Annotated in this window: 11 protein-coding genes and 2 pseudogenes; 10 read left to right on the forward strand and 3 right to left on the reverse strand. The window is 61.7% G+C overall.

Features of this window, described 5'->3' with window-relative positions; translation table 11 throughout:
- The 4 genes and pseudogenes from cyoC to B0G82_RS37675 all read left to right on the forward strand — a co-directional run.
- Complete coding sequence (cyoC, locus tag B0G82_RS37660) at positions 1-609, forward strand: cytochrome o ubiquinol oxidase subunit III (protein WP_116117454.1); 609 nt, start codon at positions 1-3, stop codon at positions 607-609.
- On the forward strand, positions 610-942 hold the full coding sequence (cyoD, locus tag B0G82_RS37665) for a cytochrome o ubiquinol oxidase subunit IV (RefSeq protein WP_116140835.1): 333 nt from the start codon (positions 610-612) through the stop codon (positions 940-942). It begins immediately after the preceding gene.
- Positions 943-1,047: 105 nt separating this feature from the next.
- A pseudogene (locus tag B0G82_RS37670) lies at positions 1,048-2,130 on the forward strand (fatty acid desaturase).
- 44 nt (positions 2,131-2,174) lie between these two features.
- A pseudogene (locus B0G82_RS37675) lies at positions 2,175-2,423 on the forward strand (transposase); the annotation flags it as partial.
- A gap of 125 nt (positions 2,424-2,548) precedes the next feature.
- On the opposite strand, the gene B0G82_RS37680 reads toward B0G82_RS37675, so the two are convergent.
- The 3 genes from B0G82_RS37680 to B0G82_RS37690 all read right to left on the reverse strand — a co-directional run bounded on the left by B0G82_RS37680 (position 2,549) and on the right by B0G82_RS37690 (position 4,252).
- Entirely contained in the window at positions 2,549-3,112 is a 564-nt protein-coding gene (locus tag B0G82_RS37680; RefSeq protein WP_121311545.1) for an ankyrin repeat domain-containing protein, read from the reverse strand.
- Positions 3,113-3,188: 76 nt separating this feature from the next.
- On the reverse strand, positions 3,189-3,797 hold the full coding sequence (locus tag B0G82_RS37685; protein WP_121311321.1) for a hypothetical protein: 609 nt from the start codon (positions 3,795-3,797) through the stop codon (positions 3,189-3,191).
- Positions 3,797-4,252, reverse strand: coding sequence for a group II truncated hemoglobin (locus B0G82_RS37690; protein WP_105512109.1), 456 nt, complete (start codon positions 4,250-4,252; stop codon positions 3,797-3,799). The genes B0G82_RS37685 and B0G82_RS37690 overlap by 1 nt, the downstream gene beginning before the upstream one ends.
- A gap of 378 nt (positions 4,253-4,630) precedes the next feature.
- Here B0G82_RS37690 and nifH point away from each other — a divergent pair, with 378 nt between their 5' ends.
- From nifH to nifN, 6 genes are all read left to right on the forward strand, one after another.
- The gene (gene nifH / locus B0G82_RS37695; protein WP_018423167.1) at positions 4,631-5,512 is read left to right on the forward strand and encodes a nitrogenase iron protein; all 882 of its coding nucleotides are present in this window, start codon (positions 4,631-4,633) and stop codon (positions 5,510-5,512) included.
- Between the two features lie 103 nt (positions 5,513-5,615).
- Positions 5,616-7,079, forward strand: a complete 1,464-nt coding sequence (gene nifD, locus B0G82_RS37700) for a nitrogenase molybdenum-iron protein alpha chain (RefSeq protein ID WP_121311322.1) — start codon at positions 5,616-5,618, stop codon at positions 7,077-7,079.
- A 74-nt stretch (positions 7,080-7,153) separates the two neighbouring features.
- On the forward strand, positions 7,154-8,713 hold the full coding sequence (nifK, locus tag B0G82_RS37705) for a nitrogenase molybdenum-iron protein subunit beta (protein ID WP_105512107.1): 1,560 nt from the start codon (positions 7,154-7,156) through the stop codon (positions 8,711-8,713).
- A gap of 515 nt (positions 8,714-9,228) precedes the next feature.
- A complete protein-coding gene (locus B0G82_RS37715; RefSeq protein WP_241975116.1) occupies positions 9,229-9,411 on the forward strand; it encodes a hypothetical protein in 183 nt (60 codons plus the stop codon).
- Positions 9,412-9,911: 500 nt separating this feature from the next.
- A complete protein-coding gene (gene nifE, locus B0G82_RS37720) occupies positions 9,912-11,393 on the forward strand; it encodes a nitrogenase iron-molybdenum cofactor biosynthesis protein NifE (protein WP_105512106.1) in 1,482 nt (493 codons plus the stop codon).
- 25 nt (positions 11,394-11,418) lie between these two features.
- Positions 11,419-12,810 (forward strand): nitrogenase iron-molybdenum cofactor biosynthesis protein NifN, encoded by a 1,392-nt coding sequence (gene nifN / locus B0G82_RS37725; RefSeq protein WP_105512105.1) that lies wholly within the window; start codon positions 11,419-11,421, stop codon positions 12,808-12,810.
- Positions 12,811-12,813 lie beyond the last annotated feature (3 nt).

Raw genomic sequence — 12,813 nt, forward strand, 5'->3', positions numbered from 1 at the left:
ATGACGCAATCTGCATTACTCGTCCATCACGGCAGGTCGAGCGCTGACCACGGCCCAACGCCCACCGTGTTCGGCTTCTGGCTGTACCTGATGACCGACTGCATGCTGTTCGCGTCGCTGTTCGCCGTGTTCGCCGTAATGGCGCACCAGTTCGCGGGTGGCGCGTCCGGACGGGACCTGTTCGACATCCCGGGTGTCGCACTTGAAACCGGCGCGCTGCTGCTGAGCAGCACCACCTACGGCTTCGCGGTGCTCGGCGCGCAGCGCCAGGGGCGTGGTGCCGTGATCGGCTGGCTCCTCGTGACGTTCGTGCTTGGCGCGCTGTTCCTCGCGTTCGAGCTGCGCGAGTTCTCGCACCTGGTCGCCAACGGTGCTGGGCCCAGTCGCAGCGCCTTCCTGTCGTCGTTCTTCACGCTGGTTGGCACCCACGGCCTGCACGTGACAGCCGGCCTCGTCTGGATGGCCGTGCTCGTCGTGCAGGTCGTCCGCTCGCCTGAACTGTCCGGTCGCGACCTCACGAGTCTGACATGCTTGAGCCTCTTCTGGCACTTCCTCGACATCGTGTGGATCTGCGTGTTTTCGTTTGTCTATCTCGGGAGCATGCTCTAAATGGTCCATTCACACTCGACGTCCACGATCGCCTCGCGTGGTGACGTCGCCGGTTATATCACCGGTTTCGTGCTCGCCGTGCTGCTGACGGCTGGCTCATTCTCGATCGTCGCGCAACGGTTGCTGCCGTCCGGCTCCGCGATTATGGCGCTCGCGTTGCTGGCGTTCGTGCAGATCGTCGTGCAACTGGTGACGTTCCTGCATCTCGACCTGTCGCGCGGCCAGCGCTGGAACGTGCTGGCGTTATGCTACACCGCGCTCGCCGCGCTGTTCCTGATCTTCGGCACGATCTGGGTGATGCACAATGTCAGCATGAACATGATGTCGCGCTGACTCCCCGCCAGCGCGAAACGGTCTGGTCACATCATCGCGGACACGCCATGCAGCCGTCGACCGCATGCGTAGTGTTGTGCTGCACCGTTCTACCGGTCTTTCTTCATGAACAGCCCGAATCACCCTGTTCCCGCCAATGAGCCATTGCCCCATCGCAAGGCCATCCGCTCGTGGCTGACGCCGTTCGCCGAACGCCGCACCGCCTACGCGCTTCTGCTGCTCGTGTTCGACTACGTTTTACTATTGTGTGCGCTCGCCGCGAGCGTGTTCGCGCACGGGTTCGTGCTGAAGACCGTATTCGGATGCATGGCGGGCTTCGTCATCGGACGGCTCTTCGTCATCGGTCACGACGCATGTCATGAGAGCCTGACCCGGCACCGCACGCTCCACCGCTGGCTGGGCCGGGTCGCCTTCCTGCCGTCGCTCACGCCGTATAGCCTGTGGCAAGTGGGTCACAACGTGGTGCATCATGGCTACACGAACCTGAGAGGCGTCGATTTTGTGTGGGCACCGCTGACGATCCAAGAATATCGCGCCTTGAGTGGGCCACGGCGCGCACTGGAACGGATCTATCGCAGCGGCGGCGCGCCTGGTCTCTACTACATGATCGAAATTTGGTGGACGAAGATGTTTTTCCCGTCGCGTGCCGCAATGCCGACGCGGCGCCCGGTATTCTTCTGTGACTGCACGCTGGTATCGGTGTTCGCACTGCTATGGATCGGCGCGCTCGCGTGGATCGCTCGCGCGACGCAGCGGGGGGTGATCCCGTCAATCGCATGCGGGTTCGGGGTGCCGTTCCTGTTCTGGTGCGCGATGGTCGGTTTCGTCGTGTACGCGCACCACACGCATCCGCAAATCCACTGGTACGATGATCGCGCGAAATGGGGGCGTTCGGATCCGTTCGTATCCACGACGGTGCACTTGACCTTTCGCTGGCGTTTTGGCGCGCTGTTTCATCACATCATGGAGCACACCGCGCATCACGTCGACATGAGTCTCCCTCTATACGGGCTCGTCGGTGCTCAGCGAATGCTCGAAGCGATGCTTCCGGAACGGATCGTCGTGCAGCGGTTTTCGTGACGTTGGTACTTCGACACCGCACGAGGCTGCAAACTATACGATTTTTCGACTGATCTGTGGACCGATTTCGCTGGTCGCGCGACGCACGTCCCTCTTAAGGCTCGCTAACAAAGCCTATCATCCGAAAGCAAGGGGTATACGTTTGAGGTTGGATGACAAGACAAAGAATCGGCGAAGAGTTATGGCCAACGCTCGAAGCCTTGCTGCCAGAGCGACGGGTATCGCCCCGGGGCGGACGCCCGCGTGTTGATGAACGCGCTGCTGCATTGAATGGCATCCTGTTCGTGCTGTTCACCGGCATACCGTGGAAAGACTTGCCGCCGGAGATGGACTTCGGTAGCGGTATGACCTGCTCGCGAAGGTTGCGGGAATGGCAGGACGATGGCGTGCGGGCTCGCCTGCATGCGGCGATGCTGGCGCGGTCGCGAGGAAACACGCGTTGGCCATTCATCTTGTGATCTCCTGTCGACGATGCCGGCCGTACCGGGTTCGCTGCCGATGGGCTCGTCGACCGATGGCTCACATCTCAGAGGAGGACCGGTGCTGTAGTGATACGTTGCGTGCCCGCTCCTTCCATCTGTCGGGCCGTGCGCAGCAGTTGCAACCCGAGGTCGGCTGCCATGGCGAGCGCGCTGCGGCCATCCGGTGCGCACAGTTCTGCGTTCGCCCCATGCGCAAGCAGCATCTGCAGGACGTCGAGGCGACCGCTCGCGGCTGCATGCATCAGGCATGTGATGTCGTCGTCGTTCACATGGTCGATCGGCGCGCCGGCGTCGATCAGCCGCAGGATGGTCGCGGGGCCGCCGTGCAGGCACGCGAACCAGAGCGCATGGTTGCCGTCGTCATCGAGCGCGTCGGCGCGTGCGCCGAATGCGAGCAACGCTTCGACCACCGCGTCCTCGCCATGCTGCGCGGCGCGCATCAACGGGGTTTCGCCGTTCACGCAGCGCGAATGCGGATCAGGGAAGCCGTGGTACGCCAGCCAGGTGGAAAGTGCGGCAGGCACGTTTGTTTCGAGTTGTGCATCGGCGTTCCGGACAACGCGCGAGGCCAGGCGTTCGCGGACGACGAAAGCAGTGTCGGTATGCATGATCATGGTCGCCTTCGGGTGCAAGGGAACATCGGTTGGCGCAGCGGCACGGGCGGCAGCCGTTGGGATCCGCGCTTCAGACGGGCCGGTTCTCGTTGGGGTTGCGCACCGGCCCCATCAATTCAAGTCCTTCGCTGTAGGTGATCATGTCGAAGGTCACGTCGAACTTGATGGCCGCGTCCGCTACCGCATCCAGCTTGCCGCCTGAGTCCTTCTTCTTCAATTCGTTCTTTTCGAGGTACAGCAGTTCGAGCATCTCGTTGTAGACGGTGGACTCGAGAATCGGCAGAACATAGAACATCGCGCCCTTGTATGGCACCTGATATCGCTTGCTCAGGTCGACGTTGTCGCAAAAAAGAAAGTACTTGCCACCCGCCGAGAGCGTGTCGCTGAGCACCTCGGCCACGTCCTTCAGATGCTCGAAGCTCAGCAGATACCCGACGAAGAACGGCAAGTGCTTATGGCCGATCGTCGCACATGCCATCACCTGATCGCAGGTCAGCTCCGGCGGCCGCGCTTCGTCGGCGAGCTTCGGGGCAAAGCGCAGCGCGAGTTCGCCGCGGAAGCCGACCCGGCCGAACTTGTTCGTCAGCCCCTTGAGTACCGGGTTGAGCAGACGGCCTTCATGTTCGAGACGGGCGAACGCGGTGTCGTCGATATCCTTGTGGGCGAGCGTTTCGGTCATCACAGATCCTCGGGTTGAACAGAGTTGAAGGGGGGGCACGTCTGCGTGTTGCGCATCCGGTCGGCGATTTTGAAAAAAGCCTGCATCAGTTCGTCGCGCAGCGCCGGATCGACACCTGTCTCGTCGAACGCGGCGCGCATGCAAGCTAGCCACGCATCCCGTTCGGCGGTGCCGATCGCGAATGCGGCATGACGCGTGCGCAGCCGTGGTTGGCCATGCTGTGCCGAGTATCGCTTGTCGGCACCGAGCCATTCGCACAGATACAGCACCAGCACGGCCTTCGTCGAAGACAGGTCGGGGTGATGCATCGCGCGAATGCGCTGCGCGTCGGCCCGCGTATCCATGTGCCGATAGAACGCGTCGACCAGGCGGTTGACGTCGGTCTCGCCGCCTAGACGGTCGAAGTGCGTCTCGCGCGGCACGGGTCGCGAAGGTTGGGTGGTTGGTGTGTCCATGATGCCATCAAAGCAATAACCGAACCAGGCGGCAACCCGGCGATTGTCCGGCTGCACGCAGGCCAATGCGACAGAAATCGCACGACAAACGCGCCGAATGGTTTCATTGGCGACGAAGTTCACGTGGTTTGTCGCGAAATCGACAAGACACAGGAGGAGTCCGCAAAAGTCCCGAACCAACCGCCGCAGCGCGGCGGGGCGGACGCGACGCAGTACCGCTGGTGATGTGGCACAGAAGCTGCATTTGGAGTCCAGCGCGGACACAGGTCCGGCCGATGCGTGACTCGATATAAGAAGACCCATACAGGCACGACAGGCTGACATGGTCGCGGTTACGCAACCCTGGTTTCAACCCTTCTTCGTGAATGGAGAAATGCAATGTCTAAACTTCGGCAAATCGCGTTCTACGGCAAAGGCGGTATCGGCAAGTCGACCACCTCGCAGAACACCCTGGCAGCCCTGACTGAGCTCGGGCAGAAGATCCTGATCGTCGGCTGCGATCCCAAGGCGGACTCTACCCGCCTGATCCTGCATGCAAAGGCGCAGGACACCATCCTGTCGCTAGCGGCCGAAGCCGGCTCGGTGGAGGACCTCGAACTCGAGGACGTGATGAAGATCGGTTACCGCAACATCCGTTGCGTGGAGTCCGGCGGCCCGGAACCGGGCGTCGGCTGCGCGGGCCGTGGCGTCATCACGTCGATCAACTTCCTCGAAGAAAACGGCGCCTATGACGGCGTGGACTACGTGTCGTACGACGTGCTCGGCGACGTGGTGTGCGGCGGTTTCGCAATGCCGATTCGTGAGAACAAGGCGCAGGAAATCTACATTGTGATGTCCGGCGAAATGATGGCCATGTATGCGGCCAACAACATTTCAAAGGGCATTCTGAAGTACGCGAACAGCGGCGGTGTGCGGATCGGCGGGCTCGTGTGCAACGAGCGTCAGACCGACAAGGAACTCGAACTCGCCGAAGCGCTGGCGAAGATGCTCGGCTCGAAGCTGATCCACTTCGTGCCGCGCGATAACATCGTGCAGCACGCTGAGCTGCGGCGCATGACGGTGATCGAGTTCGCGCCCGAATCCAAACAGGCGGAAGAGTATCGGCAGCTCGCCACCAAGGTGCACAACAACGCGGGCAACGGCACGATCCCGACGCCGATCACAATGGATCAACTGGAAGACCTGTTAATGGAGCACGGAATCATGACGTCCATCGACGAATCGCAAGTAGGCAAGCCTGCAGCGGAACTGACCGCCTAAGCGAGCGCCGCTGCGCGCGGCACGGTGTTCTTCTTCACGCGATGAACCGGGCCGTGCCGGCTACCCGCTGCCAGGCTTGATACCCACACTATGGAGCATTCCCATGAGCGTCACAGTTGAAGAGCGCAAGGCCGCGAACAAGGCCTTGATCGATGAAGTGCTGACGGCCTATCCGGAGAAAATGGCCAAACGGCGCGCCAAGCATTTGGGCACCTTCGAGGACGGCAAGCCCGACTGTGGCGTGAAATCAAACATCAAGTCATTGCCGGGCGTGATGACGATTCGCGGTTGCGCGTACGCCGGCTCGAAGGGCGTGGTCTGGGGGCCCATCAAGGACATGATCCACATCAGTCATGGTCCGGTCGGTTGCGGCCAGTACTCGTGGGGCGCGCGTCGCAACTACTACATCGGCACTACCGGTATCGACACCTTCGTGACGATGCAGTTCACGTCGGACTTCCAGGAAAAGGACATCGTCTTCGGCGGCGACAAGAAGCTCGACAAGATCATAGACGAGATTCAGGAACTGTTTCCGCTGAACAAGGGCATCTCGATCCAGAGTGAATGCCCGATCGGCCTGATCGGCGACGACATCGAGGCCGTCTCGAAGAAGAAGAGTGCACAGTATGAAGGGCACACCATTTTGCCGGTGCGCTGCGAAGGTTTTCGCGGCGTCAGCCAGTCGTTGGGCCACCATCTGGCTAACGATGCGATTCGAGACTGGATATTCGACAAGGCCGATCCGGACAAGCGGCCCGAATTTGTTTCGACGCCTTATGATGTTGCGATCATCGGCGATTACAACATCGGCGGCGATGCCTGGTCGAGCCGGATTCTGCTCGAAGAGATCGGCCTGCGTGTGATCGCACAATGGTCGGGCGACGGCTCGATCGCCGAGCTCGAGAATACACCCAAGGCCAAGCTCAATTTGCTGCATTGCTACCGCTCGATGAACTATATCAGCCGGCACATGGAAGAGAAGTACGGCATTCCATGGACGGAATACAACTTCTTCGGCCCGTCGATGATCGAGAAGAGCCTGCGCGAGATCGCCAGCCACTTCGACGACACCATCAAAGCCAACGCGGAGAGGGTGATCGCCAAGTATCGTCCCCTGGTCGATGCGGTGAACGCGAAGTTCAGAGCGCGCCTGCAGGACAAGACCGTAATGCTGTTCGTTGGCGGCCTGCGTCCGCGCCACGTGATCGGCGCCTACGAAGACCTCGGCATGAACGTGGTCGGCACCGGCTACGAATTCGGCCACAGCGACGACTATCAGCGCACCACGCACTACGTGAAGGACGGCACACTGATTTACGACGACGTGACCGGCTACGAGTTTGAGAGGTTCGTCGAACAGGTCCAGCCCGATCTGGTCGGCTCCGGCATCAAGGAAAAGTACGTGTTCCAGAAGATGGGCGTGCCGTTTCGCCAGATGCACAGCTGGGACTATTCCGGTCCATATCACGGCTACGACGGCTACGCCATTTTCGCGCGCGACATGGACATGGCTATTTCCAGCCCGGTGTGGGGGCTCGCCAAGGCGCCCTGGAAGAAAACCCCCTAAGCGCCGGCCACCGCACCGATCACCGGACTGATCAGCGGCCGGCAGGCCATTGAATTGAATATCAGGAGCATCCCGTGCCCCAATCCGCAGACCACATTCTCGACCAGGAATTCCTGTTCCGTGAGCCCGAGTACCAGAAAATTTTCCAGGCGAAAAAGGAAAATTTCGAGTTCAACCATTCAGACGAGCAGGTCAAGCAGATCGTCGAGTGGACCAAGAGCGAAGACTACCGGCAAAAGAACTTTGCACGCGACTCGCTCACCATCAACCCGGCCAAGGCCTGCCAGCCGCTCGGCGCAGTGTACGTGGCCATCGGCTTTCACAAGACGCTCAGTTTTGTGCATGGCTCGCAGGGCTGTGTAGCGTTTTACCGCTCGCACTTCTCGCGTCACTTCAAGGAGCCAACCTCGTGCGTCAGCTCGTCGATGACCGAAGACGCGGCGGTGTTCGGCGGCATGAACAACATGATCGACGGCCTCGCAAATGCGTACAACCTGTACAAGCCCGACATGATCGCGGTCTCCACTACCTGCATGGCGGAAGTGATCGGCGATGACCTCGACGCGCTCATCAAGAACAGCAAGCAGAAGGGCAGCGTGCCGGAAGACTATGACGTGCCGTTCGCGCACACGCCGGCCTTCGTCGGCAGCCACGTGACCGGCTACGACAACGCGCTCCTCGGCATCCTCAAGCACTTCTGGGACGGCAAGGCCGGCACAGCGACGCCGCTTGAGCGCGTGCCCGACGACAGCGTCAACTTCATCGGTGGCTTCGACGGCTACGTGGTCGGCAACATGAAGGAAATTCGCCGCATCTTCGATCTGTTCGGCGTGACGGTGAACATCATCTGCGACCCATCCGAAACGTGGAATACGCCGACCGACGGCGAGTTCCGGATGTACGAAGGCGGCACGACCAAGGAGGAGGTCGAGCGCGCGTTGAACGCCAAGGCGACCTTCGTGTTCCAGGAATACTGCTGCGAGAGGACCAGCAAGTTCATTGGCGAGCATGGCCAGGAAGTGGTGGTGCTGAACTCGCCGGTTGGCGTCGCGGGCACCGACCGGTTCCTGATGGAAATCTCGCGCGTGATCGGCAAGCCGATTCCGGTGCAACTGGAGAAGGAGCGAGGCCAGCTCGTCGATGCGATGGCCGACAGCCAGGCTCACCTGCACGGCAAGCGTTTTGCGCTCTACGGCGACCCGGACCAGATGCTGGGCTACACGCAGTTCCTGCTGGAACTCGGCGCCGAGCCGGCGCACGTTCTGGCGACCAACGGCAACGAAACCTGGGCTGCGAAGGTGCAGGCGGTGTTCGACGCGTCGCCCTACGGCGCCGGCTGCAAGGTGTATCCGAAACGCGATCTGTGGCACATGCGCTCACTGCTGTTTACCGAGCCGGTGGATTTCCTGATCGGCAACACCTACGGCAAATATCTCGAGCGCGATACCAAAACGCCGCTGATACGCATGGTGTTCCCGATCTTCGATCGCCACCATTACCATCGCTTTCCGACCTGGGGCTATGAAGGTGCGTTGCGGGTGCTGGTCACGCTGCTGGACGAGTTCTTCGAAGCGCTCGACGCCAACACGATCGACGTGGCGAAGACCGACTACAGCTACGACATCATTCGCTGACGAGGAGAGCGCGGCGATGGCAGACACAGCAGATACATCGGGCGTGGCAGATGAAGTTCTGGTCAAGATGACGCAGGACGGCCGTAACGTCGAGGTTATCAGCGGCTAGGTTTGCCTGGCCGGTGTGGGCGAGGCCGACCACCTCGTCCCGCTGCTCGAACACCCGAACCGGCAGGTGATCGCCCAGGTGCTGCCGGGAGGCCGCGCATGTGGCCGCCGGTTGCCGTTGACGCACGAGGAGACTGCGATTGCACAGAGTGCGATGTCGGCGGCTCGGCGGCAGTTCGGCGCGAGCCCGGCGGGCATCGCGCCGTGGTTACCTCGAGCGGTGTGGGCGAAGATTGCGGCGGAGGGTGTCGAGTAGCGGGGCACCGCTGAAAACGAAATTGCTGCGCTGCATGTAGCTAGCCTGCGTGACGAACCTCAGCGAGGGAGCGGGGCATGATTTATGTAGTCGAGCAGTGTGACTCAGTGCGCTGCGTGCGTGGTTCGCTTACGACGACTTTGAGCGCGAGGTGGCGGCGTTCGACCCGTTGAGCCTCGCGGAGATCAATGACGAGGTAACGGCGCACGAACTGCTCGCGCTGGTCAACGACGTTTCCGATGCGAACGGACGGGCAGAGTACCTGTCGATCTGCGCGGTGGGCGACGAGTATGAGCAACTGGCGGCGCTCGAAGTGCTGGCCGACGACGACTGAGCCGCCCAGCGGGGCAGGAGCCCGAATGGCGCATGCACACTGAAATAGCGCATGGGATATGCGCGCAGGCGCGCTCGGTGCATTGCTCGAACGCGTACCTGCCGAGATCAGGCCTGAGCGCTTCGAGCGCTTGCTGGAAGTCTGTCTCTGCGACTTCGCGGCGTATCCCGGTCATGGTAGACGGACTACGCGAAAGCTCCACGGATGCGCCGCGTGCTGACTGCTTACCTGGCGGTTCGCGAACCCTTGGGGCCGGATGCGTTGCTGGAGGCGCGCGCGAATGCGATCGCACGGGTCCTGCTCCATACGGAACGGCAAGGCAGGCAGTGAACGTGTGTTGTCGTTTTCTGTGTCGCGAACCGTCTGTCGCAAACCGTTCAAACCCGCCATGGCGATGCGCGCGAGCGACGCGCTTCAGCGCCAATTGGCACGTTTTCAAGGCGTTTCCCGGTGGTATGGAACTTGCCGCTAGAGAAACGTCTATCCATCAGGAGCATGTCATGTCTGTTTCGCTCAATGCCCAAATCGCCGAAGTTTTCGACGAGCCGGGTTGCGACAAGAATCAAGGCAAGAGCGAGAAGGAACGCAAAAGGGGCTGCACGAAGCAGCTTTCGCCGGGTTCGGCCGCAGGCGGGTGCGCGTTCGACGGCGCGAAGATCGCTTTGCAGCCGGTGGTGGACGTCGCACACCTCGTGCACGGGCCGATTGCCTGTGAAGGTAACTCGTGGGACAACCGGCACGCCGCTTCATCCGGTTCGCAACTCTATCGCACCGGCTTCACCACCGATATCAACGAACTCGACGTGGTGTACGGCGGCGAGAAGCGCCTGTTCAGGAGCGTGCGCGAAATCATCGAGAAATACGATCCGCCCGCAGTGTTCGTCTACCAGACCTGCGTCACTGCGCTGATCGGCGACGACATCGAGGCAGTCTGCAAGCGCGCCACCGAACAATTTGGCAAGCCGGTGATTCCGGTCCTTTCCCCCGGTTTCGCCGGGCCGAAGAATCTGGGCAACAAGCTTGGCGGCGAGGCGATCCTCAACTATGTGATCGGCACGCGCGAGCCCGAGTACACGACGCCGTATGACATCAACGTCATTGGCGAATACAACCTGTCGGGCGAACTCTGGCAGACCAAGCCGCTGCTCGACGCGCTAGGCATCCGTATCCTCTCGTGCATCTCCGGCGACGGGCGCTACAACGAGATCGCAAGTTCGCATCGCGCCAAGGTCAATATGATGGTCTGCTCGAAGTCGATGATCAACATCGCGACAAAGATGCAGCGGCGCTACGGCATCCCTTACTTTGAGGGCTCGTTCTATGGGATCGGCGACATGAGCGACACGCTGCGCCATATCGCCAGCCTGCTCGTGCGGCAGGGCGCGCCGGACGATCTGCTCGAGCGGACCGAGCGCCTGATCGCCGTCGAGGAAGCGCGCGCGTGGGAGCGCATCGCACACTACAAAGCGCGCCTTACCGGCAAGCGGGTGTTGCTTATCACAGGTGGCGTGAAGTCTTGGTCGGTGGTTTCCGCGCTGCAGGAAGCAGGGCTCGAAATCGTCGGCACCAGCGTCAAGAAGAGCACTAAGGAAGACAAGGACAAGATCAAGGAGATCATGGGCGACGACGCCCACATGATCGACGGCATGGCGCCGCGCGAGATGTACGCGATGCTCCGGGACGCGCGGGCCGACATCATGCTGTCCGGTGGCCGCTCACAGTTCGTCGCACTGAAGGCCCGCATACCGTGGCTCGACATCAACCAGGAACGCCACCACCCTTATGGCGGCTACGAGGGGATGGTCGAGCTGGTGTACGAGATCGACCGCGCGATCTACAACCCGGTGTGGCAACAGGTGCGCATCCCTGCTCCGTGGGGTGAAGACGGGGGAGCGCTCGGTGTGGTCCAAACGCAAGCCGCGCGCCCACTGTCGAGCGTCGCGGCGTGGGCGATGAGCCTCGAACCCGGTATACCGACCTGACGCCCCCTGAACTCGAGAACATGCCATGGCCGATGTCGTCGAATCTATGAAAGCCTGTGCGGTCAACCCGCTCAAGATGAGCCAGCCGCTGGGCGCGAGCCTCGCGTTCCTTGGGCTCGATGCCTGCATGCCCGTGATGCACGGCTCGCAGGGCTGCACGTCGTTCGGCCTCGTGCTGCTGGTGCGCCACTTCAGGGAGGCGATCCCGCTGCAGACGACGGCCATGGAGGAAGTCACCGCGGTGCTCGGCGGCTACGAGAACATCGAGGCCGCGCTGCTCAACATCCGCAAGCGCGTTGCGCCGAAGGTCATCGCGATCTGTTCAACAGGTCTCACCGAGACCGAGGGCGACGACGTGGCCGGCTATCTCGTTACCGTGCGCAAACGCAAGCCCGAACTCAAGGACACTGAGATCGTCTATGTGTCGACCCCCGACTATGTCGGCGCATTCGAAGACGGCTACCGGCATGCGATTACCGGCATCGTCAACGCGCTGGTCAAGGCGTTGCCAACGGTGGCCAATCAGGTGACGCTGCTGCCCGGCAGCCATCTGTCGCCTGGTGACATCGACGAACTGCGCGAGATCATCGAAGCGTTCGGCTTTGATGTCATTGTGCTGCCCGACATTTCCGGCTCGCTCGACGGCCATATCGCGCCGGACTGGCGCGGCACCACACTGGGCGGTACCACGCTCGCGGAGATCCGGGCCGCGGGTGCATCGGCATTTACGATCGGTGTGGGCGAGCAGACGCGCGACGGTGCGGAGGCATTGCATGCTATCGCCGGCACACCGTTCGAAGTGTTCGGGCGGCTCACCGGACTGGAACCCAACGACCGTCTGTTGCACTTGCTCGCGCAGCGCGCAGGACGACCCGTTCCCGCGAAATACCGGCGTCAGCGCAGCCAATTGCTCGATGCGATGCTAGACGGCCATTTCTACACTGGAGGCATCAAGGTCGCGATCGGCGCAGAGCCCGATCTGCTGTTCGCGGTGGGCAGCATGCTGCACGAGATGGGCGCGCAGTTGCGCTGCTGCATCAGCACGACGCGATCGCCCGCGCACGCGTTGCTGCCCGCTGATCAGGTCGTGATCGGCGATCTCGAAGACATGGAGCGCGCCGCGGCGGACTGCGACCTGCTGATCACCCATTCGCACGGCAGGCAGATGGCCGAGCACCTGCAAAAGCCGCTCTTCCGGATCGGTTTTCCGGTCTTCGACCGGATTGGAAACGCACATCGACGCTACGTCGGCTACCGCGGCACGATGAACCTGATCTTTGAGATCGCCAACCTGATGATCGAGCAGATTCCGCATCACGATCCGGGCGACTGGCCGCTGCCGCAGGCCGCTATCGATCTGGCCGCGCGCGATCCGGCGCGGGAAGCGAACATTCCTGTCGTCGCGGCCGGTGCCTGACCC

The organism is Paraburkholderia sp. BL17N1 (assembly GCF_003634175.1).
GTDB lineage: Bacteria > Pseudomonadota > Gammaproteobacteria > Burkholderiales > Burkholderiaceae > Paraburkholderia.

What these genes read in the sequence shown, in the direction of transcription:
- cyoC (WP_116117454.1), top strand. Translation starts at nt 1, where the DNA reads ATGACGCAATCTGCATTACTCGTCCATCACGGCAGGTCGAGCGCTGAC.
- cyoD (WP_116140835.1), top strand. Translation starts at nt 610, where the DNA reads ATGGTCCATTCACACTCGACGTCCACGATCGCCTCGCGTGGTGACGTC.
- B0G82_RS37680 (WP_121311545.1), bottom strand. Translation starts at nt 3,112, where the DNA reads ATGCATACCGACACTGCTTTCGTCGTCCGCGAACGCCTGGCCTCGCGC.
- B0G82_RS37685 (WP_121311321.1), bottom strand. Translation starts at nt 3,797, where the DNA reads ATGACCGAAACGCTCGCCCACAAGGATATCGACGACACCGCGTTCGCC.
- B0G82_RS37690 (WP_105512109.1), bottom strand. Translation starts at nt 4,252, where the DNA reads ATGGACACACCAACCACCCAACCTTCGCGACCCGTGCCGCGCGAGACG.
- nifH (WP_018423167.1), top strand. Translation starts at nt 4,631, where the DNA reads ATGTCTAAACTTCGGCAAATCGCGTTCTACGGCAAAGGCGGTATCGGC.
- nifD (WP_121311322.1), top strand. Translation starts at nt 5,616, where the DNA reads ATGAGCGTCACAGTTGAAGAGCGCAAGGCCGCGAACAAGGCCTTGATC.
- nifE (WP_105512106.1), top strand. Translation starts at nt 9,912, where the DNA reads ATGTCTGTTTCGCTCAATGCCCAAATCGCCGAAGTTTTCGACGAGCCG.
- nifN (WP_105512105.1), top strand. Translation starts at nt 11,419, where the DNA reads ATGGCCGATGTCGTCGAATCTATGAAAGCCTGTGCGGTCAACCCGCTC.